Below are 22049 nucleotides of genomic sequence, written 5' to 3'. Positions count from 1 at the left end.
GCTTTGGCCTGTATCCTTTGGAGAAAACTGGTATAGCAAGATATATGCCGGACATTCTCTAAAGGATGCTGACGTACAAGGTTGGTAAAGGCTTCCAAAACTTTTCTATCTACTCTGGTGCGGTAGTTTTTATCTCCCTCCACTTCCAGCAGTATCTGTCTATTATCATCCCGCCAGATATGGATGGCTCTGGGGCGTTCCATACCCGCCGGACTGGAATGAGAACAAGTGCAACTTTTCTTCACTTTTTTCGCTTGCAGTGAGGGGTGCAGCATAGATAAAAATCGAAAGCAATATGACAGTCAGTAATGTCCGCATGGTAAAATAGCTTCAGACATTTTTAGACTGTACTATAGTTGAATTTGAAGCTCTGCATCACTTTTTCCACTTGGGGGGCGTAGAATTCTGCCTTATGCTTCGGGTAGCTCATGCGGACAATACAGGCTGCATCATTTCTTAAAAAGCACTTGATATAGACAATATCTTCACCCGCAAAGCCTGAGACTACAAACCAGCTCCTTTCGTCGTTGATTCGTCTGTAGGTAACATCCAGCCCGTGAGAGAGTTCGATCAGCACATCCTCCATTTTCTGTCCCATGGCCATATAGCCATATGTTCCATAGGCAAGCATGGTGAAGCCTTTATTGTCACGCACCGTTACGCCGTCTCCGTTATCGGCTTCCAGTACGTTGTAATTCCCCGGCAGCCAGGAGAGAGAAAAACCGAAGCGTTTGTTACTGTAGTGTGGGGCGGCTCCGGCGACCTCGGCCAAGCCGGGCATGGCCTCGTAAAGGGTGGGGCCTCCTCCCGCACCAAAGGCAAACTCTCCCCACAGGATACGGAGCGGCTTGTTTTGGAAGCTTTTCAGCCAATGCCAGCACTGTTCGTTTGAGTTCCCCCCAAAGCAATTGCCCATTAAGTCCAGCACCTGCCCATCCCTTGTCCGAAACAGATGTCCGTATCCGATAAGCGCCATTCCCTTTCCATTTAGACCTAGGTATTCCACCTCTTCCAGCCTGAGATCCGTCCAGTGATGTTCCCCGATCGCCTCGCTACTGGTATGAATTTCGTTTTTTCCCACAAGAGTTTCGTAGGAATAGCCGTTTTCGTCTTCCCAGAGAAAAAGTAGTTTTCCGTCCAGCGGGCGGTGCTCCTTCAGGCCGGGGCCGCTGGTATGGAAAATATGCAGCGTTGTGCCCTGGTCAGAGAGCAGGGAGAGTAGCTTTTTGCCATCTTGAGAAGACTCCACCTGATAGAAGGAAAGGCCGCTGGTCTGCGTGAGAGAAATATTCCAATCTTCATACACACAGGTTTGTGCAAAAGCTTCTCCATCACGCACAAGGCGCAGCCACTTGCCGATATCCGCATTAAAGGCTCCCCCGATTTTGCAGGACGGCAGACCTTCAATGCTGCTCAGAAGCTGAATTTCGATCCCCATTTCCTGTAGCTCGCTTTTTGAGCTTGCCACTTCAACAGCTGCAGCCTGACTATACGTAAAAAGGCATAGTATAAAGAGGATGAAGAACCGCATAGAAACCTCCTGCTATATAGACAGTCATGAATGTAGATGCATTATTCAATGCCAAGTTCTCTAGTCGTTATATATATGATTCATCATGTACAAATATGTTCATTGACCTTATCGTAAATATTTCTATATTAATTGTGGGCTGTACTTTGATCTTGCATAGAGATTAAACAGCCACAAAAGACTGGTAAGGATGTAAACTGTCTTTATAAATAGAATCCCTGATTATTCAAGAATACGGACCTGAGCCTTGATGGCTTCAGCCCGAAAATACCCCTGCTCAAGCACCCCCACGCTGCCGCCGTTTACTTCTTCGTAGTAAGCCGCCATCATATCCACATAGTTCTGCCAGGCTTCCTGCGATTTGTTCAGGTGTTCCAGGCAGGAATCAGGCCGATCGGCTTGCCTGCACATCATTCTGGCGTGACTCAGTTCTTTGTCCAGTCTGTTTTGCCAATACTTGATGGCATTGGCGTTGCACTCACGCATTTCCAGAGTGGAAGAGCTGTGCGAGACGCAGGTCTTGAAGCCGGGGGCCAATTCTTCCACTGTGTTGATGAGCGTGGAGGACGTTTGTGCCACAGGTCCCTCCTGCCCCATCAAAATGTCAGCCGGAGCCACAATTTTACCAGAATTCGGCACATAGAAATAGTCATACGAGGAAATTTTGCCGTCCGACCAGTGTTCTAGCGTACAGTCCATCTCCACGAGACAATTGGGGCTGGCTTCCGCAAATTCGGGCAGGACGTCCTGCCCCATGGCCACATCAAGAATAATGCCGTTCTCCAGCTGCAGCTGATAACCGTAGGCGTCTTCATAGCTGACAGGCCTGATCAGCCGTCCACTGATGTGGAACTGGGCCACTTCATTGGGTGTCACGGCAAAAAACTGTCTCAGTGTACTCCTCGTGATGACGTCCTGATTGGTATCCTGAATAAAGGTATAGTGGTATACAGCATAGCCGACGGATTCAGCCGTATACTCCGCCATAAGGATTTCCATGCTGCCATCCCCGTCCAGATCCGCGAAGTTCAGAATCTTGTGGACACGGGGAGCGGCCCATGTTGCCTCAACGTCCTTCAGAGCCACATATTGGGTCAGCAGATGCCAGCCGTTGGCATCATGCAGCATGACCACGGAATGCTGACCTTTTTGGGGATTTTGCGGGAGGGCAGGATTTTTCGCAAAAAGCGGAACATCGAGTTGCCAGCTCACCCCCTGACTCCGTGCCGGTACCATATTCTGGGACACAATAAGCAGCTCTTCCTGTCCATCCCCGTCCAGATCCACTCTATAGGCCTGCTCCAGCTGGGGCTGGGGATTCTCTACCCCCTTTTGGGTTAGATACTGATGCACAGGTGTGGGATCACCGAGATAGGACTGGACGGGACGAGGCATGGCTCTCCAAGAAGAGGCGAGCTGCAATCCACGGGAAGTGTCTTTTTGATTTTGCTGCAAAAGCTGAGCAAAAGCTGGGTAACCGTCCAGCATATCAGCGGCAAGCCATAGGGGACCATTCTTATCATCCTGATAAAAGCCTCCGAGGCGAGTATTCTCAAAAGAAAAAACAGATGCTTTGCCTTTGCTTGCCGGGCTTGCTTGTGCTAGGGCGTGCGACTGCAAGAACAGACTTCCCAGCAGACAAAGACCCAGTGCCCATTTCCCGAGTTTCATATTGTCCTCCATCATGCTTGTTCTCTGCCTCCAGCGAAGCGGCAATGACCGTACGTCAAACGATAGACTTCGACATGCTCTTGTTCGGTAGACTGGAGCAAAATTTTTTGCCTGCCCCAACCTTAGCAAGGCGTCTTTTTTTTTGCATCATCCTGATGATGGATTTGTCCTGTTTTTTTTTAAATGTCTCATCATTGAAAAAAGATGATCTCATCACGACAATGAGAAAGACGTTGCAAGCCTCATGAAAATTTTTTTGCGACGTCATTTTGGTAAGGATGCGTTCTTCGGGGTGGTGGGCCATACTCTTGCCATGTCGCTCCCGACTAATGGAGGTTCCCATGCAAAAAAGATTTATGATGTTTGGAATGGTGCTGCTTTTCAGCCTGTCTTTCTGGAGTTGCCCGGCCTGGAGTGGCGAAGGATCCGCCATCATGGCCGCCATCCTTGAGAACGATCCCTCCGCGTTGCAAGAGGCATTGCAGTCGGGCGTCAGGCTCGATGTGACGGACAGCCATGGCCATACCCCCCTGGATATGGCGCTGGCGCATGGAAATGCGTTCAGCGCACCGGGCATGGTGGAGCTCTTGCTGCGGCACGGAGCCCGCCCCGGTCCCGGCCTGGCCGATCCGGCCCTGACACTGGCGCGCCTGCTTGCCACCCAGGCACCCCTCAGTCAACTGGAGGCCGCATTACAGGCCGGAGGCAAGGCGGATTCCACCATGCCCAATGGCTTTACCGCCTTTTTGTGGGCTGCGGCACTCTGCCCTAATCCGGCCGTTCTGGAAGCCCTGGTGAAGGCCGGGGCCAACCCCCGACAAGTTCTGCCGGGGGGCGACGCCCGACTGGGGGACAATGCGCTTTTGCTGGCGGCCGAGCATAACAGGAACCCGGAGATGATCAGCTTTCTGCTGCGCCAGGGGCTTGATGTGAACAGCCGTTCGTCCATGCTGGGTGACAGCGCCCTGATGCTGGCCTGCCGGGCCAACGCCAATCCTTCTGTGGCGGAAACCCTTGTCCGTCATGGTGCCGATGTGGACATGCGCAACGGGGTCGGCTGCTCGGCCTTCCTGTTCGCGGCGCGCCGGGCGGATGGCCTGGGCCTGCTGCGCCTGCTGGCGGAGCGGGGGGCTGACGTACGGGCGGTCGATGACAGCCTGTCCAATGCCCTGCATGTGGCCTGTTCGGGGCAGGGCAGTCCCGAGTCCATCCGCTTCCTGCTGTCCGTGGGATTGCCCGTCAATGGGCAGACCGGGAAGGACTTCGGTGCGTACAGTCCCCTGATGTTCGCCGTGCGCAACGTCAGCCCTGATGCGAAGGTCATTCGCCTGCTGCTGCAGCAGGGCGCGGACCCGGGCCTGTGCGACATGGACGGCAACCGGGCCGGGGACGGTCTGCCCGCAGGGCGCATATCCTGGCTGAAGCGGAACGGTCTGGCGGAGATCCTGCAGGACTGAGCTGGAAGCCATGCGGCTTTCCGGGGAAAACATCTTGGGCCTTGTTCTCCCGCTGCCATCGATGCCGGAGGGCAGGGTAACCATCCATCAGCACAGAGGAAACGCAGAGGCGATATCATGGGACATGATCCGTCAGGAAGGACATGCCGTGATATCGCCTCCTGTTTCATCGCCTGTTGTCATAATCCGCGTCATGACTGTTGTCAGGACGGGAGCTGGCAGGTTCGCGTACCTTCATATAGGTATCTGCATTGTTGATGACATACCAGAGTCCGTCCTGGTACTGCTTGACCCAGACTATACGGCGGCTGTCAGACCCTGATGAGATCAGGAAGACCCGGACATAGTCGGCCTCGTTCGACTTGCCGGAAAAGACCAGCGAATAATTCTCGGGCGACATGCGGTAGCCGTTTTGAGGACTCGTTCCCGAAGCAAAACTTCTGAATATGTAGTGGCTGGCGGGGTCCTTCAGACGGCGTGCGAAGGTCACGTACCTCTGGCTGCTTTCCCAGCCGGCATCAGCGTGCATGATGTAGCGCAGCATCTTGGAGGCTTCCGTCCGGCGACCGGGCTCGAGGTAGCAGAAGACGGCGTCAAAATACATTTTGACAGCGCCCTCAGGGCTCCGGGCAACGGACTGGCAACGCGACTTGAACTCGCTGAAGTTCGCGGGCAGTCCCGCCGGGGCGTCAATGGATGTCGTCCTGCCGCTGTTCATGAGGGGATCGAGAAGCGCGGCATACCTGGACGAATGGGGAAGCGTGGGGACGCATGCGCACAGGAGCATACCGCAAAGTAAGGCCAGACAGGCGAAGAGGGGCTTTTTCATGTCTTCATTCCTCCAGGACTATCGCGTTGGTGGGCGTGAGGGATGTTATGGAACTGTCACAGAGGGCTTCGCCTGCCTGACCATGGGGAGGAGCATCAGCGGGCGGACTTCCAGTACGTCTTGTCGTTGACCATGTTCCAGAAACGTTCCTGATCGATATCAGTCACGATACGGACCTTGGCGCAGCCGGAGGCGGCGAACTTTGGGAAAGCCAGGGACTGCCCGTAGGACAGGCCGTACTGGGTATTGACGTCGATGGCGCATGTCTTTTCCGCAGTGATGATGCCGGGATCGATGATGGCGGCAGCCACCAGCACGTCCCAGACGAAGTGGGTGAAGTTGGCGTCCTTGGCGAAGGTCTGCCCCACAAAGGTCTTCTTCAGGATATCGGCCTGGGGGCTCTTGCCAAGGCTGGCAAGAAAACGGTCATAATGGGCCTTGCGGAAGAGCACCTTTTCGCACACGTCCAGACCGAACACGATCTGCTCCTTGAAGGGGGAGCGCACGGTGATCTGGGCGGCTTCGGGGTCTATCCACCAGTTGAATTCCGCCGCCGGGGTCACGTTGCCGGGCTGGAAGAAGCTGCCGCCCATGTAGACCACGCGCTTGACCAGGGGCACGATGTCCGGAGCCATGCGGATGGCGGCGGCCAGGTTCGTGCAGGGACCGATGGCGGCGATGGTCACTTCATGGGGATTGGCCCGGATGGTGTCGATGATGAAATTGACGGCATGCGTGTTCAGCGGCTCGAACTGCGCTTCCCTGCCGTACTGCTGCTTATAGAAGTCCTGCCAGCTGGCGGGTTCCGGACGGCCCAGCGAGCCCAGCCAGGCGTCATGCCCCATGCCGAACTGGGTACGCTCCATCTCGAAAAGCTCGTGCCGCTGCGGGCGCAGGGGGTAGCGCATGCCCTCCACCACAGGGATGTTGCGTCCTTCGATCTCCAGATGGCGCAGGCTGTAGGCCACGCCCTCCTGTACCCAGCTGTTGCCGGTGACGCAGGTCACGCCCAGCAGGTCGATGCCCGGCGCATTGGCCAGCATGATGAGGGCGACCCCGTCATCGAACATTTCGACCATATCCGTATCCAGCAGGACCTTTTCTTTCTGCTGGGCCGCCTGGACACTGGTTACGCAGAGCATGCACAGCATGGCCATGCCCAACATCATATGGGTAAGGATCCTCATCTTTGTCCTCCTTGCCTATTTCGTCCGAGGAAAGGACGGTGAGCGCATCTTGTTCCAAAGGGCTTCTCCATATGCGGCGGAAAGCCTGTTGTCGTTGGCCTTGATCTTGCCAAGGAATTCCGTGATCAGGGTGGACGTTTGTGTACCGGGGTTCTCCAGAGCCACGCTCTGCAACGCCGCCATCCACGTCTTTTCCATCCTGTTCTTGTTGTAGCGAGGGAAGGCCGGCGTGTTGGGCAGGTCGCTGAACAGGATGTGGGTCATGAATTCCAGGTACCGCTTTTTGCCTTCTTTGAAATACACGCTGTCGGCAGGCACCGTGTTCAGGTAGCGTTCCCACTGCACGGCCCAGGTGCCCATCTCCTTCACGGGATAGCGGCAACCGCCATCAGTGAACAGGACGGACGGCTGGCTGTCCCGCAGGGACATATAGTCGCTATAGGCGGCCACCGGAGGCTCGAAGCTGACCCTCTTGCGCAGGGCGCTCACGTCGGCCGCGAAGAAGGTGATGCCTTCGGCCATCTGCGGGACCAGTCCATACGCGGCTAACAGGGCCAGCACCTTCTGGTCATCGGCGCCCAGCGGGGTCTGGGGATGGCCGTACCGGGCACTCATCCAACGGCCAAGGAGAGCCTCCATGCTTTTGTCCATGTCCCCGATGCTCGCGGGATCAAAGGGGGCCTCATCTGTCCAGGCCAGCATCCCCCTGGCCGCCTCGTCGGGCGCCATGCTTTCCAGTCTGCCGAGGACGGCATTGCATGCCTCTATCCAGGCATCCAGGGCCGTTTTCAGGGCGGCTTCGTCCACGGCGCCGTTGCAGGCCATAGCCGTGACCTGGGGCGCGACCATGCGCTCCACGCGCACGCCCTGTGCCGCCACAGCAGTTGCGGTGGATGCGGCCCCGGCCTGCTGCAGGGGAGTCCCGTCCCCGTCAGCCACCTGCACCACGTCCGCGGCGCTGATGTAGGCATCCGGGACCTTGTACAGAAAGTGGGCATAGGCCATGCCTTCGCCAGACTTCGTCTGGAACTCCACCATCCTGATCCACTGCGGGCTGGAACCATCCCCGGTCATGTCACTCACGATCCAGCCCTTTTTGGCCGTACCCAGAACTTTGGCACCAACGGTCGCATCGGCGCGTACGGGGGTATCCCGCAGGATCTGCCAGAAAGCGGCGTGGGCCGTGCCCGCGTACAGGAGCATGCCCAGCGCGCAGCACGGGACGAGCCAGGTCTTCTTCATCGTTATCTCCTTTTGCCCATGCTACCAGGTGGACATCTCCGCCTCGCCGCCTTCCGCAGGCGGGGCCACCGGAGGCAAGGTAGCTTCCACGGACTGTGGCTGTACCGTCGCAGAAGAGGCATTTTCCGCAGGCTGCGGCTGTGCTGCCGAAGGGCCGGCAGTCTCTGGAGGTGCCGGTCGTGCCGGCGCAGCGGAACGTTCCGAAGACTGCGGCTGTGCCTCCGGTGGAGCAACGCTTTCCGCAGGTTCCGGTCGTGTTGCCACAGGAGCGGAGACTTCCGCAGGCGGGGCTTGGGGCGCCGGCGCGGTGACGTCGAAATCGGCATCATGGCTGTTGCCCATGCCAGAGACCGCAGGGTCACGGACCTTGGCGTACGTGTCCGCATTGTTGATGACGTACCAGAATCCGTCAGGATACTGCTTGACCCAGACCCGGCGGTCCGAGTCGGCCCCGGACGAACGCAGGAACACGCGGGTATAATCCTGCTGCCGGTCCTTTCTGGTAAAGACCAGCCGGTAAGCATCGGGAGACATGCGGTAACCGTTCTCGGGGCTGGTCCCCGCCGCGAAGCTCCTGAAGATATAGTGCAGGGAGGGATCCTTCAGGCGGCGCAGGAAGGTGACATGCCGCTGGTTCCCTTCCCAGTTGGCATCGGCGTGCATAATATAGCGCAGCATCTTGGATGCTTCCGTCCGGCGATTGGGATCAAGGTAGCAGAATACGGCGTCAAAATACATTTTGACAGCCCCTTCAGGGGTGACGGCGACAGTATGGCAGCGCTCTTTAAAGTCTGCATAGGTTGATGGAAGACCTTTCGCTGAGGCAACAGTATTCTTTTCTTTTAATGGTTTGGCCGAGATGCAATACGGATCCAGGCACATGCCCATGATAAGCAGGGACATGATTAAAAAAAGTTGTGTTCTCATACGTTTTTCCTGCAAGTATGGCTATCAATCTGAGCACAGAAAGGAGCCAAAATTTTGTGAAACAGTATCTGACGACATGGAAACAGTTCCTTTTAGATCAAACAAGTGAGGTCCTAAGAAAGAGCCTCCATAAGGGAGCCTTATTTTACCACAGGTTCCTATCTTGGATCCGGATTTCATGGCAAAGACGGCAGGCACTTCGCTCATGGATAAAACCCCCCATTGGTCCAGATCGTCACCTGCAAAGGCATAGGCACCTTTTTGGCACCCCACACATTGAACCTTGTTGATCTGTGCCTTGATGGCCGAACCTCCTTTTATGACCACAAAACTGTCGGCCTGTGTCATAATGGTATATCCGGAAGTCATGAATTCTCTTTTTTTGTCAAAAATGTGTGCCCCATCAAACATTTTTTCGCATTTTTTTATGGGACTTCTGGTCTTTAGTATAATCCACTTTGATTGCTGATAATTGGGATCCTTGTGCTGGATGATCTTTCCGTCGAGACTGTCAGGAGTAAACGTAAAAACTCGTTTATTACACGACCAGCATCCCCATTCTATGACAGGGATAGTACGTTCTTCACCGGAATCACCTGCCAGGCTAACGCTTGAGTTGCCTATGATTAAACAAAGCAGCAGGGTTATTGCAGGCAATGCCATGTTGGCTTTCATGTTCATTCACTCCTGTAAGGGGGTATTATTCCATCGCATAAAAGCGGGATTTGTTTTTATGTCATCAAGTCTGGTGACGTGTCAGATAATCCGATTTCGGGATAGCGTGGTTTCACTATTCCCTGGAACTTTATTGCGAATGTCACTCTTGTCTGTGACACAGCCCCATGTTTCCTTTTTTCATGCCCGGACTGGTATCCATCACGATATCCTCGCCAGAATCGGTCATACGTCATGTGCCAAACAGTGCTATCTCCCCTGCATGCGGTGCTCGTATTCGGCCAGCCTCTGCAGGGAACTGCCGCGGAACTGCAGATCCGCCAGAGAGGTGGCGAATTGTGCCCCCCAAGCCTTTTCCAGTCCCAGCGCCACAGCGTAGGGCATGAAACGGTGGAATTCTTCCGGTGTCCGGTCCGGCGGATTAAAGGTGTTGAGACGCGATGCTTCTGCAGTCCCCAGATACAGGGCAAGACCTTCGATCTCCGCCAGAATCTGCGCGGCCTTGGGGGCAGGTCGCTTCATGAGAGGCATGAAGACCATAGGCAGAAGCAGAATGCCCATAAAGGCCAGATTGCCGCTGCCCATAAAACTGTTGGCCCAGAAGAGTGTCCCTCCCACCACAAAGAAAAGCAAAAGGAAGCCCAGAATCTTTAAGGGGACTAAGAATACTTCCGTAATGCTTCGGGTCAGCCAGAGGAGATAGCCCATCAATCCCAGCCAGAGCAGGGGGCGCAGCGCACTCCAGCTGTGCATGAACGGGTAAAGGGCAAAGTCCGACATGCTTTCGTCGAGGATGACGTCATACACCAGCATGACGGGCACGAGCAGTATATAGACTCCCAGAAGGAGCAGGTTGAGGTAACCCATTTCCTGCCAGCGGACCAGGATGCTGACTGCATACTGTGTGCTACGATGGGTCAAGAAGGTGAGGCCGAGCGTCAGGCTGAAGGCGGCCAGGACTGCAGGGATGTCCTCAGCACCAAAATTGAGCCAGAGGGCACCCTGAGCCAGGAGTGCCCCGCCATAACAAAGGATGAACATCAGGCTGACTAGGGTCCCGTTTATTTGCCACATGTCGCGGTACTGGGAAGCGAGGGCCTCGTAGGATGTGGAGCGGGCCTCGGCCACCTTCCAGGCGTTTTTCCTGCCCACTTCAAGAGGCTGGGGCGGGCGGGTGGGAAAGAGCTTCCGTAGGCAGCGTCGCTCTGCCATGTCGAAACCACGACCCCGCTTCAGGAGGTCTTCCCAGATGCGGCGTTTGTGCTGGCTGCTTTCCTCTCCTTTTGGGCCGGTATTCCTGTTTTCGGTGCCGTAACTGTCTATGGAGGTCCGCTTCATGATCTCACTGCTTGTCCGCAGGACATAGGGATCCGTGCGACTGCCTGTGCCAGTCATATCCACCATTTTCTGGGTCGCCAAGTTCAGCAGGAGCGCGGAAAAACCGCGAGAGGTCAGCATGGCCGCCTCGCGGATATAGGCCACGGCTGCCGGAGAGAGCGTTTTGCCGTCCGGACCAAGGGGCGGATAGAAAAGCGGGATGGAGACCTTGGGGCGCGGGTTCTTGCCGAACTTGAACCAGATCCCGCCGCACAGGAGCAGGAGCAGGGCAAAGACGCCCCACAGGGTGCTTTTGACGGTGGAGAGCGTTTCTTCTGACCCATCGGAGGTGACGACGCCTTTGTTCCATTCCACGGAAACGACAAAGTGTTCAGTATCCATCATGGGCTCTTCACCTCGGAAGAAGGCCACCCCATCCTTGTTGATCCATTGGGTGACGGGTCTGTGCCCCATGGTTGTATGCCCCAGCCGGGACCATTGCTTGCTGACGATCGCTCCTTTCGGCAGGGCTATGGCGCAGGAAAGCCTAAGGGGGCTACTATTGTGCCGACTTGTGCCCCAGATATCCCAGTCCAGTCTATCCACGTTGGAGAGAAAAAGAATCCTGTCTCTAGCCTTGTACTTCAGGGTATATTCGTGCACGGACAGGCTTTTGTCCTGGGCTATAAGACGCACGTGGCGGCTATTGTCTTTTTCCTTCACATACACGCTGGGAGTGACGGGCTTGCCATCGGCTGTGACTGACACCAGCTCCATATCCGATTCCTGTACGAAGGGGGCGAGACTGCCGTAGATCTTTGCCCCACTGCTCAGAGGACGTTCCACGGAAGGACCAAAGCCCTTCAGCCGCTCGATAATGGTTAACTCTCCGTCGGGAGCCACCTGGATAAGGGCAAAGCAGGAAGGCATGTCCGGGGATGGGGCGGAAGAGAGAGGAGTTTCCGCCCCGAGTGCTACGACTGCTGGGGGGAGCATCACCGCCCATAGAAGAAGCAAAATGACGCGACACATGTCTTAAAACTTCACTTCCGGCACAGTCGCTTCTGCGGGATCGGCCAGTTCAAAATATTCTATCTTGCCGAAGCCGAAGGCGCGAGCCACCAGATTGCCGGGAAACTGCAGCACACGATTATTCTGGTCGCGGGCTGTGCCGTTGTAGTAGCGGCGGGACAGCTGGATCTCATCTTCCAGCAGGGCAAGCTGTTCTTGGAGCTGCATGAAGTTTTCGCTGGCGCGCAGATCGGGATAGTTTTCCGATACGGCAAACAGGGAACGCAAGGCTCCCATCAGCTGATTTTCCGCATTTGCGATGGACGACAGCGAGCCGGAAGAAGAGGCGGAAACAGCCTGGGCGCGCAGCTCGGCGATCTTGGTGAGAGTTTCCTGTTCGTGGGTCATGTATCCCTTGACGGAATTGACCAGCACGGGGACCAGGTCATGACGGCGCTTGAGCTGGACACTGATGCCGCTCCATGCCTCATCCACCATATTTTTTCCATTCACCATGCCGTTATAGAGCAGAATGAGGCTTATGGCGATCGTTAGGGCAATACCTACTATGATGATGACAGTAATCATAATGTCTACTCCATTTCTTCATTCACGATGTTCACGGGATACAGGTGCAGAGAGCCGTCATTTCCGTTGTAATTCAGGGAAAAAACAGGGGTTGTACCATCCTCAGCTGCATAGGAAAACCCGATATTGGGTATGCTGCCTATCATTTCGACAAGAGCATAGAGGGGCTTGTCCGGACTGAACAGTGGCAGGGTATAAAGCATCTTTGTCTTTTTGAATCTGATGGTCGTATCATTGGGATCCTTGTTGGGCACATACTCAATGGCTATGATGCTGAAGTTCCTCAGAGTTTTTTGGGCTGCGACAAGCAGCTTGACAGTGTAGTCCTGATTGGAGGTGACGGTCAGCTCATACGCCCCAACGGTCAGCTTGTTCAGGAGATCCGGGGCTTCCCTTACAGACAGGGGCGCGGGCAGGCCGGTCTGTGATGTCGCATAGGCTGTGTTCATCATGCCCAAAGTGATCATGAGTGCCACAAGGGCAGGAATCAGGCTCGTTTTCATCATATTTCCCTCCTATTCTCCATAACGGTATTTCTTGCTCTGCATTACGTTTTCAAATAGCGCGAGGAGTTCCTTCTTAAAATGTATATATCCTTGATATTCAGTAGGATTAAACACAATATCAATAATCTCCATAGGTGTTGCATCTCCATAATTGTGAATATAGTATTCATTATCCGGTGCATCATCTTGCTCTGGATAATACTCCACATAAAAAGTCACGTAAGGGACGGCCGTTGCATCATTATCCATTTGTGCGGCCTTGGCCTTATCGTTCCAGAGGTTTGGCTTGTGCCGCTTGATTAGTCCATTCAGCTTTTGCAGAAAGAGGGGGGCAGTCTTGTAATACTCCTTGTTGCCAGCTATGTTCCCACGGCAGATCCGGACGTTTACCTGAGAAGATAAATCCTGGGCGCATAGCATCAGCCATGTGTTTTCGTTTTGTTCCAAGTGTTCATGAAATGAGAAAAAGCGGATCTTGTCAGAATGTATTTCCTTTGGAGGTTCATAGGGATAGCGCTGTACAGTTTTTTCCCACAAATCCATAAGATCCGAGATAAAAGCCTGGGAGCCTTGCGGCAGAGTCCGGCCTGAGATGGATAGATTCTGTCCCGAATCCCACAGGACATTTAGTGAATAGGATCCTTCATCCAATGCATATATGCCATCGGGAAGTGGTTTGTCCCGATGATCGGTCCAGGCAATAATGTTGTGGTGTGCGGCAAGAATAGATAAGTGTTCCAGCACCCAGCCATTGGCTTCCCGGCGATATTTTTTCCCTTTGTAGTTCACCTGCATCATGACTTTGCCGTCTCTGGTCGTCCATACATGGAAAGATTGAGGTGCCATCATGCCGGAAACAATGTAGGAGAAGGAACGCACACTATCCAGATTTTTGGCTGAACAGGGCGTAGGCAGGAAAAGAAGAAAAAAGGCCGGCACCAGTGAGAACAGGGAGAGATGCATTCTTGCCTCTTGCTTAGAGTGTTATCGGGCTTTCAGCGCCATTTATGCCGATAGGGATTTGCCCATACACATTCCGGCGGCAGCCAGCCGCTGACGTTTCGCCCCGTCTTGGTGGTGCAGGAGACCTTGAGCCAAGCGCCGCGCACACTCAGAAGACGCAGGGGCGTATCCGTGGGCAGGATGGCCACCTTAGGGGCATTGTAATCGGGGTTGGCTTTCAGGCGGGCATCCCCATCCTCGGTTGCGCAGGCATAGGCACCCAGCACGCTTTTGTGCATCCAGCCTTGCTTGTCGCCATAGTAGAGAACCTTGAACCAACCTTTCCGCTCTTCCAGAAGTGTGACTACACGCCGCGTCAGCTTCTCATCATCGGGCAGCTCGTTATTGACCGGGAAGGGGATGGTAGCGATGATTTTGCCGGAGGGAGCATCGCGCACGTTGGTTCCCATCCTGTCGCTGTCCGTAATCAGAGCCTGTACAGACATGCTCTCGTCCGGCATGGCGTTGCTGACAAGCGGGGCTTGAATGCCCGGAGCATTCGTGTCCATGAGCGCATTCTGCGTCTGCCCTTCAACGCTGGTGGAAGCGGGGTTGGGGGGGGCAATACCTGATGCAGCTTGTCCACCAGAACGTTCTCTCTTCGCCCGCTTTTGCCGCGCAGCATTGTCCCACAGCCAGCCCAGACCGGCATCCTTCAGCCAGGCTTCACGCTCGGGCCATAACCCTTCCCATGCACGCTGTCCCTGGCTGTCCCGGACTTCCGTATCTGCGCCTCTTTCCAGCAGGGCCTTGATAACTTGCGGGTTCTGGTTTCTGCGGACGGCCACCATGAAGGGAGTTTCCCCCATCATCTGGGGATTGGTCACGGCATCGACATCCAGACCTGCATCGATGAGGATATGGACAGCCTGAGGATCCCATCCCTGTTCAGCAACAATGTGCAGAATGTTCTGTCCTCCGGCCTCTTCGGGCAGTCCCTTCTTCGGATCTGCTCCGCCTTTTATCAGCGCGTGCAGTACCGATGCGTCCGGCTGGAACACGGCCGCCCACAGCAGGGGGGTGAAACCGTTCGGTAGTATTTCGTTCGTTCCGCCAAAGTTTATGGTGCTGCGCCATTCCTCCAAAGGAGCCTTGCGAACAGCCAGTCTGGCCAGATTCAGAGGCGGGCCGAGATACGCTTCCGCTTTTCCGGTGCCTGGGCGCGCACCAAGCTGGACCATAGACTGAACAGCACCAAGTTCCTGTGCGGAAGCACCTAACAGGGCATAATCAAGAACCGTGAGACCTGAGCTGTCCTCTTGATTCCATGCATCGCCTTCCCTGTGAGGAACTGGCTCATCGCTTTCCTGCATACCTTCATATACCCATTTCTGTTTGTCTGCCCAGGCCTGCGCATAGTCATTGAGGACCATGAACTCAGTGGTTGCCGCTGCGATGCCGGGCACGCCCGGAGCGAATGCTGCCAGAAGCAGAACAAAACAGTAAGGGAACAGACGGATTGACATAAGGGAGCCTCCCATATGGTCTGTCGGTTGTTTATTGGGATATAGTACGGACCTCGATGGGGTGAGGCACGGCAAAATCCATGCCGTACAGCCGTATGTTTTTGGGCGTGGAACCATCCAGTTCAGGGAAAAAGAATGTCAGCTTTTGTGCGGCCCGTTCCGGTACTGTCATAAGGCGTTCTCCGACGGGGGTTTGCTCGTAGACAAAATTTTCCTGATCCAGCAGAAGAACCTGCTGTTTCTCCGTAAGCCCGGCCAGACGCACCGGGAATTCCTGCGGGTTCCGGACGGCCAGTGTGATGCGCCAGGAGCGGTCTTCCAGTTGTTCGGCCTTGAGCACGCGCGTTTCGGTCAGGGCCGCCAGATCCTTACCGCTGCTGATGACACGTGTGCCGTCCGAACCGTCGAGCTGGGCCTGCAGGTCGCGAGCGCCTTCCTGCATGCCCCTGGTCATGCCGCCGATGGCCTCCCCCATGACGGAGATGAGACCGCCGAAGGCTTCCTGGATGCCCTGTTCCATGCCCTGCCCGGAGGAGGGGGAGGAGGATGCGGAAGAGGCGCCGGGCGCGGCCGGGTTCGAGGCCACGGAAGCAGACTGGCCCGCGTCGGCTGCGATCCCGGCCGACGGTGTGGCAAGGCTCAGGCCCGCCAGACAGAACAGGCACAGGAGCATGCCCACAAGGCGCCTATGGCCCTTCTCCGCCGGCTTTTCCGTCGCTGGCGGAAAAGCCTCTTCAGGCTGTGTCACCGGCGCGGTCCGCGCTGCCGCTGTCACTTGCTGTTCAGGTGCGGCCTCCGTCACCGGTGCGGTCTGCATTGCCGGTCCCGTCTGGGGTACCGGCGCTGTCTGCGCGACGGGTCCAGGCTGCTGTGCTGCCTGCTGCTCCGGCGTCATTCCCGCCTGTGCCCCGTATTCACGGGCGCCGAAGCGGTTGGGCGCGGCCTTGCCGGGCAGGCAGAAAAAGATGATCAGGGGGATGATGCCCACGCCGGTCAGGCCCAGCAGCATCCACCAGCCGCGGAAGTCGATGTCGTGCAGACGCCGCACACCCACGGCAAGCATGGGCAGGAAGAGCGCGAGCTGGACGATACTTGCGGCCCCATCCGCTGCTTCCGTGCCCATAAGGTGCTGGACCGCGGCGTAGACCACCATGCCGAGGAGCGTATTGAACAGGGAGAACCACCAGTATTCCGTCCGCGTGGCACGTCCGCGGAAGGTGGCGTACTTCCTAAGGCAGCGGACAACGGACTCCGGGAAACCCAGCATGGGCAGGTCAGGGGGCATGCTTTGTGCGCTGTTCATGGAGATCCTCCTTGGGAGAACCCGTCGAGATACTTGCATTACCGGTGCGGACAGATCCGGTGCCCGCTGTTTCCGGGGCCGTCTACTGGCGAATGATGCGCTCGCCCTCAGGCTGGGGCAGGGGCGAATGCTTCTTCAGGTAGTCTTCCACCACCGTGATATCGATGGGTTCGGGCGAAGGGATCACCTTGCTGTCCTTGAGCATCTCATACGCATCCCCGCCGCGCGCCAGGTACTCGATGGTGACGATCACATAGCGGGCCTTGCGATCGAGGGGCGTGCCCGTGTCCTTTTCGTTCAGGATCTCTGCCCTGACGATGCGGGAACCCGCCGGACGCGCGGCGTCGACCACATAGCGCAGGCCCGCGGTGTGCAGCAGGCGCGGGCCCTGGCCGCCTTCTTCGGAAACGCCGTGTTCAAGAGCTGCCAGCAGTCGTTCTCCCGTGATCTCGCGCATCACCAGCGTATTGCCGAAGGGGATGACGCTGAGCAGGTCGCCCCGGGAAATATCGCCCGAGGGCAGGGCGGCACGCACGCTGCCACCATTGCACAGGGCCACCTGGCCGCCAAAGGGGCGGGCGTATTCCAGCATGGCGTCAGCGATGAGGCTGCCCCCCAGACAGTCGTCCTCCCGGCAGGCGTCTATGCCGTCAGGCAGGGAAAGATGGTGGCTGCCCACCTTGTGGTTGCGGAATTCGTCCAGGCTGGCGGCATACTTCTGCACCAGAGCGCTTGTTTCCGCATCGCGCGTTTCCGGGGCAGCAAGCTCCCGTGCGCCACCGTTCCAGCGGAAAGGAACGCCCTGTGCGTCAAAAATGACATTGAGTTCGCCCAGATACTGCGCGGCACGCTTGGCAGTGACCACCAGTACAGGCTGCCCCGAGGGGGAACGTTCGATAATGGGGTAAGGGCCTTCTTCGGAATCAGGGCCCAGATAGCTGTGGCTGTGGCCGCCCACGATGATGTCCACGCCGTCCACGCTGCGGGCCAGCTTTCTGTCTTCGGGCAGGCCGATATGGGTGAGGGCGATGATGTGCTTCACGCCCTGCGCTTCCAGATCCCTGACCGTCCTTTGCAGGCAGGCGGCCGTATCCTCGAAAAATGTGCGGGGGCAGGCGGCGGCCAGGCTCACCACCTCGTTGTTGGCTATGCCCACCACGGCCACCTTTTGCCCGCGTACCGTGAGCAGGGTGTAGGGAGTATAGTTGCCCTTGAGCATGGGGCAGCCCTTTGCAGGCTTCAGATTGGCTGCCAGCACGGGAAAGGGGAGGGCTGCCAGAAAGCGCGTCAGCTCCAGACAGCCTTCGTCGAATTCGTGGTTGCCCAGTGTCATGGCGTCGTAAGGCATGTGCTGGTCCAGCTCGGCCAGCATGGGCCACTTGTTCACGCTGTAGAAAAGGGTCCCCTGGAACTGGTCGCCGGCATCCAGGGCGATGACATTGTCGTTCTGCGACTTGGCCGTGCGGATGGCGGTGGCGATGCGGGCCAGCCCGCCGCGGCAATCCGTGTCATCGAAGCAGGCATTGCCGTACTTGTTGATGCCCGCGATGTGGGAATGGGTATCGTTGGTATGCAGGATGGTCAGGGAAAGAGCGCCTTCCGCCGGGGAGGCATGCCGCGCGGGTGAACAGCCCCCCTGCACCAGAGACAGGGCAAGGAACAGGAGCGCTGTGCAGACTGTTGCCACGTGATGGGACAGATACGGCATGGTGTCCTCCCCGGGGAAGGCTGGAGACCTTGTTGGTTACTGGACCGGCAAGGGGCCGCAGGCCTGTCGCTTGCGGCCCCTTGCTGTGGTTTAGCGCTGTTCGACCTTCACGGTCTGGGCAAAGCCGCCCAGTTCGGCCTCAGGGAAGGCGCCCTTGGAGACGACCACCCGCTTCAGGTTGGGCAGGGACTTGAGGGGAGCCAGGCTGGTGACGCCCGCAGCCTTCTTCATCTCAAAGGTGGTGAGCTCGGTGCAGCCGGCCAGGGCCTCGAAGTTGGCGATCTGGCTGTCATTGATCGTAATGCTCTTCAGGCCGGGCATCTTGGCCACGCCGGCCAGGCTGAAGGGTTCGCCTTCCTTGTTGACCCGGATCAGGGTCAGCTTGGTCAGGGAGGTGCAGCCGGCCATCTCGCCCGAGTTCACGACCTTGGTACCGCTGATGCTCATTTCCTTCAGCTTGCCCCAGCCCTTGGCGGCAGCCATGTCGAAGGGATCGCCCTTCTTTTCATTGTAGGACGAAGCGATGGTGAACTTCTGCAGTTCCGTCAGGTTGGCCAGGGCGGCGGAATTGGTGGCGCCGTTCACCCCCCAGAGCCGGAGGTCCTTCAGGGTCTTGGCCTTGGCCACACCGCTCAGGTCGCAGTCGGGAGCACGCATGTTCCAGATCTGGAGCTTCTCCACCTTGGAGGCACCCAGGGGGGAGTAGTCGGTCACGTATTCGGCGAACATGTCGAACTCACGCAGGGCAGGAAGTTCGGCCACAAAGGCAATGTTGTCCAGCTTGGTGAGACCGCCATCGAGCTCAGTGACCTGCTTCAGCGCGGCCAGGGTGGAGAAGTCGGCATCCTTGACGGCATAGTAGGAGAGCTGCTTCAGCTTCGCGCACTTGGCCAGGGGGCTGAAGTCCTTCACCGTGGCGCCATAGAGGCTCAGTTCGCGCAGGTTGGGCATACTGGCCAGGGGCGACAGGTCCTGGATGGTGCAGTATCTCAGTTCGAGCTTGGAGCTGCCCAGGGACTTGAGCGGCGAAAGGTCGGCCGGAGAGGCACCGTTGAGGGCCACGCGGGGATCACCCTTCAGAGCGGGGAAGCCTTCAAAGGAGGTCAGGGCGCTGCCGGCGTTGATCTCGATCTCCCTGAGGGCGGTCAGACCCGTCATCCACTTGAGGTCGGGGCCCATCTTCTCGCTCTTCAGGCTGATCCTGGTCAGTTGCGTGAGCTTGGCCAGGGGCGACATATCCGTCACATTGTTGGCTTCCAGCTCAAAATAGGTCAGGTTCTTGAGCCCTGCCACAGGAGCGATGCTCGTGAGGCCACCCTTGACGCTGAGGCGGCTGGCATTGGGGAATGCCTGGCAGAACTTGGCCAGGTCCGCATCCTTGACGCCCTCGAGCTTGAACTCCGGCGTCTTGATGCTGCCGGCTATCTCCCTGGCCTGGCTGAGGCCTTCATCGGTAAGGGATTCTTTCACGATGACGGAAGAGCCGGAACGGTTGACGGAAGGCGCCGCGTAGGCCGCCGAGACGCTCAGGCCCAGGGCCAACATGGTGCAAAGGATGTTCTTTACGGACATAGGGCTTCCTCCTGCTTTTTTATGGAATGCGTTGTCCAAATGTCTTTGGGGGGTGAGGGCGGGCCGCCACCGGGGACGGCATCACTTCTTCGGGCATCTGCCGCGCAGGGAGCGGGCATAAGCGTCGGCCTTGGCCTTGTCCTTGAAACCGGGATAGGTGATCAGGTCGACGGAAGGATTGTTCCCGAAGCTCCTCAGGTAGTTCTAGACCTGGTTGCCGTTGCCGACCTCAGGCCTGCCGCTGGCGGTGCAATACACGTAGTACCTGTCCCACTTGAGCTCCATTGCCCATGCCGTCGCACAGAAGGCGTGCAGGACAAAGAGTGCCAGGATGAGCTTCTTCATGTCTTGCTCCTTGGGGTTGAGGGGGCGACTCCGTCAGGAGCGCGGAGCCGGTTCCGAGGGATCTTGGGCCGGGGCGGTGGGGGCGGACTTCTTCATGCGTCCCTTGACGAACAGCAGGATCACCAGGACGAGCGCCGCGCCCAGCAGGCAGGCACCCAGCACGGGACGGAAACGGATCCAGGCGATGGCGATGATGACCATCGACCAGGCGGTGCCCAGCAGACCCGCCACCAGGCCCGTACCGGCGCCCACGATGCTGCCCAGCAGGGGGATGACGTCGGCGAGGACCTTGAGGGGGGCGAAGACCATGCCGAAACCGGTGACGCACAGTACAAGGCCCAGGCCGCGCAGGATCCAGGCCATGGTGGCATTGCCGCTCTTGGCGGCGTCGAACATGCTGTTCATGTCCTGTATGCCCATGCTGAGGCGGGAGAAGGTGTTGCCGTTGGATGCACGGAAGGGAACGAAGGTATCGCCGTTCACCTTGGCGAGGATGGAGACCTCGGCAGCCGGGGTCTCGAAGAAGGTCACGCGCACGTCACCGATGGACGGGGCACCGGGCTCACGGCCCACATAGATGGTGTTGGTCTGGGTGTGGATCATGCTGGCACCCTGCTGGCCCACCACCTGGGATGCATCCAGGCTGGCATTGGGAGCAAAGAAAGCCTTCTGCAGTTCGGCGCGCTGGGTATCGGTGAAGGAAATGTCCAGAGGCTTCTCACCGCCGATGGAGCGGGCCAGGAAGGCAGGGAAGCGGTAGGCGCCGAAGGTCACGTTGGGGGCGAGCCAGTCCGCGGCTTCAGTCTGGATGCGGGTCTTGTTCTCGTGGCCCACCATCTGCTTGAAGGACTGGGAATCCACAGGGTGGTTCACCCATTCCCTCGAGTAGGTGTAGGTGGTGACGGTCTCTTCCCCGCCGCCCAGCTTCTGGCGCTTTTCCGATCTGCGGTGCTCCACCCACTGGTAGTATTCCACCTTGCGGCGCAGCTTGATGGCGTTCACCTTGACGCCGAACACCGGGTCGGTCAGCTCGTCCTTCGTGACGGCACGACCCGTGGCATACACCATCTTGCCCTCGAAGGCGCTGTCGACCTTGGTGATGGCGGGCATGGGCTCCGTCGCCAGCTGGGCCTCGACGATGGCATCGCCCGTGCGCACGGTGCGGCCTTCGTTCCACCACAGCAGGGCCGTGGCTGCGATGATCAGGAGGAAACCTGTTCCGATCCCCTTGAAGGAATCTCCGAGGCGGGAAAACCAACTGGTGCTTGTGACTTCCGTGTAAGAATCGTTTTCGTCGCTCATGGCTTTTTCCTTGCTAAGCGGTTGCGCAGTTCCGGGGGATCACAAACTTCCCCGCTTCTTATGCGGAAGATAGGCAAAGGATTCGTTCAGGGCATCATCCCTGTAATGAGCAGGGAGCATTTTTCTTATTTACCAAGCCGTTCGGTAAGAAAAAATATCTCATCACAACAATGAAAAATGCTTCATTCGCCTGGTAAAAAAGATTTCATCCTGGTGATGAAAAAAAGACGTATCTCTTTGAGAAAACAGATGTTATTTTGAGAAAAATACGCAAGCCGGATGCATGGACAGATTGAGCTTATTTGCAAAAAAGGATATGAAATAAACAAGATGGCTCTTGACTAGCTGAGAGGATTTTCTCTGAGCAGTTTTAGCACCAGAAGGTAAATGTCCTCTTGTCTATGATTAAG

The 22049-nt window shown here is 57.1% G+C and carries 20 protein-coding genes; 1 reads left to right on the top strand and 19 read right to left on the bottom strand.

The genetic code is table 11. The annotated features are described in order from the left end of the window. From ACQRCJ_RS10000 to ACQRCJ_RS09985, 4 genes are all read right to left on the bottom strand, one after another. A partial coding sequence (locus tag ACQRCJ_RS10000) for a hypothetical protein (protein ID WP_427799727.1) occupies positions 1 to 203 on the bottom strand: 203 nt, incomplete at its 3' end. 137 nt (positions 204 to 340) lie between these two features. Beyond that, the gene (locus ACQRCJ_RS09995) at positions 341 to 1531 is read right to left on the bottom strand and encodes a hypothetical protein (RefSeq protein WP_279060850.1); all 1191 of its coding nucleotides are present in this window, start codon (positions 1529 to 1531) and stop codon (positions 341 to 343) included. Between the two features lie 222 nt (positions 1532 to 1753). Next, positions 1754 to 3217: a lysozyme inhibitor LprI family protein gene (locus tag ACQRCJ_RS09990; RefSeq protein WP_427799726.1), complete on the bottom strand. Its 1464-nt coding sequence runs from the start codon at positions 3215 to 3217 to the stop codon at positions 1754 to 1756. A gap of 40 nt (positions 3218 to 3257) precedes the next feature. After that, a complete protein-coding gene (locus ACQRCJ_RS09985) occupies positions 3258 to 3638 on the bottom strand; it encodes a hypothetical protein (protein WP_427799725.1) in 381 nt (126 codons plus the stop codon). On the opposite strand from ACQRCJ_RS09985, the gene ACQRCJ_RS09980 reads away from it, so the two are divergent. Further along, positions 3637 to 4659, top strand: a complete 1023-nt coding sequence (locus ACQRCJ_RS09980; protein ID WP_321031774.1) for an ankyrin repeat domain-containing protein — start codon at positions 3637 to 3639, stop codon at positions 4657 to 4659. The genes ACQRCJ_RS09985 and ACQRCJ_RS09980 overlap by 2 nt on opposite strands. 166 nt (positions 4660 to 4825) lie before the next feature. Here ACQRCJ_RS09980 and ACQRCJ_RS09975 read toward each other — a convergent pair whose 3' ends face one another. The 15 genes from ACQRCJ_RS09975 to ACQRCJ_RS09905 form a co-directional block, all read right to left on the bottom strand. Beyond that, entirely contained in the window at positions 4826 to 5488 is a 663-nt protein-coding gene (locus tag ACQRCJ_RS09975) for a DUF6935 domain-containing protein (protein WP_427799724.1), read from the bottom strand. A gap of 95 nt (positions 5489 to 5583) precedes the next feature. Continuing rightward, entirely contained in the window at positions 5584 to 6675 is a 1092-nt protein-coding gene (locus tag ACQRCJ_RS09970) for a nucleoside hydrolase (protein ID WP_427799723.1), read from the bottom strand. Positions 6676 to 6690: 15 nt separating this feature from the next. Further along, on the bottom strand, positions 6691 to 7917 hold the full coding sequence (locus tag ACQRCJ_RS09965; RefSeq protein WP_168935952.1) for a hypothetical protein: 1227 nt from the start codon (positions 7915 to 7917) through the stop codon (positions 6691 to 6693). Between the two features lie 21 nt (positions 7918 to 7938). Further along, positions 7939 to 8844, bottom strand: coding sequence for a DUF6935 domain-containing protein (locus tag ACQRCJ_RS09960; RefSeq protein ID WP_427799722.1), 906 nt, complete (start codon positions 8842 to 8844; stop codon positions 7939 to 7941). A 24-nt stretch (positions 8845 to 8868) separates the two neighbouring features. Beyond that, a complete protein-coding gene (locus ACQRCJ_RS09955) occupies positions 8869 to 9519 on the bottom strand; it encodes a hypothetical protein (protein ID WP_154511329.1) in 651 nt (216 codons plus the stop codon). 249 nt (positions 9520 to 9768) lie between these two features. Then, positions 9769 to 11868 (bottom strand): DUF2207 family protein, encoded by a 2100-nt coding sequence (locus tag ACQRCJ_RS09950; RefSeq protein WP_427799721.1) that lies wholly within the window; start codon positions 11866 to 11868, stop codon positions 9769 to 9771. A gap of 3 nt (positions 11869 to 11871) precedes the next feature. Continuing rightward, the gene (locus tag ACQRCJ_RS09945; protein ID WP_427799720.1) at positions 11872 to 12435 is read right to left on the bottom strand and encodes a LemA family protein; all 564 of its coding nucleotides are present in this window, start codon (positions 12433 to 12435) and stop codon (positions 11872 to 11874) included. 5 nt (positions 12436 to 12440) lie between these two features. Further along, the gene (locus tag ACQRCJ_RS09940) at positions 12441 to 12941 is read right to left on the bottom strand and encodes a hypothetical protein (protein ID WP_087353085.1); all 501 of its coding nucleotides are present in this window, start codon (positions 12939 to 12941) and stop codon (positions 12441 to 12443) included. Positions 12942 to 12950: 9 nt separating this feature from the next. Next, a complete protein-coding gene (locus ACQRCJ_RS09935; protein ID WP_427799719.1) occupies positions 12951 to 13904 on the bottom strand; it encodes a hypothetical protein in 954 nt (317 codons plus the stop codon). Positions 13905 to 13936: 32 nt separating this feature from the next. Continuing rightward, on the bottom strand, positions 13937 to 15409 hold the full coding sequence (locus tag ACQRCJ_RS09930; protein WP_427799718.1) for an ankyrin repeat domain-containing protein: 1473 nt from the start codon (positions 15407 to 15409) through the stop codon (positions 13937 to 13939). Positions 15410 to 15440: 31 nt separating this feature from the next. Beyond that, entirely contained in the window at positions 15441 to 16712 is a 1272-nt protein-coding gene (locus ACQRCJ_RS09925) for a DUF805 domain-containing protein (RefSeq protein ID WP_427799717.1), read from the bottom strand. Between the two features lie 82 nt (positions 16713 to 16794). After that, complete coding sequence (locus ACQRCJ_RS09920) at positions 16795 to 18420, bottom strand: bifunctional metallophosphatase/5'-nucleotidase (protein ID WP_427799716.1); 1626 nt, start codon at positions 18418 to 18420, stop codon at positions 16795 to 16797. 90 nt (positions 18421 to 18510) lie between these two features. Beyond that, positions 18511 to 19992, bottom strand: coding sequence for a leucine-rich repeat domain-containing protein (locus ACQRCJ_RS09915; RefSeq protein WP_087353079.1), 1482 nt, complete (start codon positions 19990 to 19992; stop codon positions 18511 to 18513). Between the two features lie 204 nt (positions 19993 to 20196). Continuing rightward, entirely contained in the window at positions 20197 to 20337 is a 141-nt protein-coding gene (locus tag ACQRCJ_RS09910; RefSeq protein WP_427799715.1) for a hypothetical protein, read from the bottom strand. 33 nt (positions 20338 to 20370) lie between these two features. Continuing rightward, on the bottom strand, positions 20371 to 21639 hold the full coding sequence (locus tag ACQRCJ_RS09905; protein ID WP_427799714.1) for a TMEM43 family protein: 1269 nt from the start codon (positions 21637 to 21639) through the stop codon (positions 20371 to 20373). Between the last annotated feature and the right edge of the window lie 410 nt (positions 21640 to 22049).

This window comes from Desulfovibrio sp. SGI.102 (assembly GCF_050314315.1).
GTDB lineage: Bacteria > Desulfobacterota > Desulfovibrionia > Desulfovibrionales > Desulfovibrionaceae > Desulfovibrio.
This window is presented reverse-complemented; position numbering and strand designations above follow the sequence as displayed.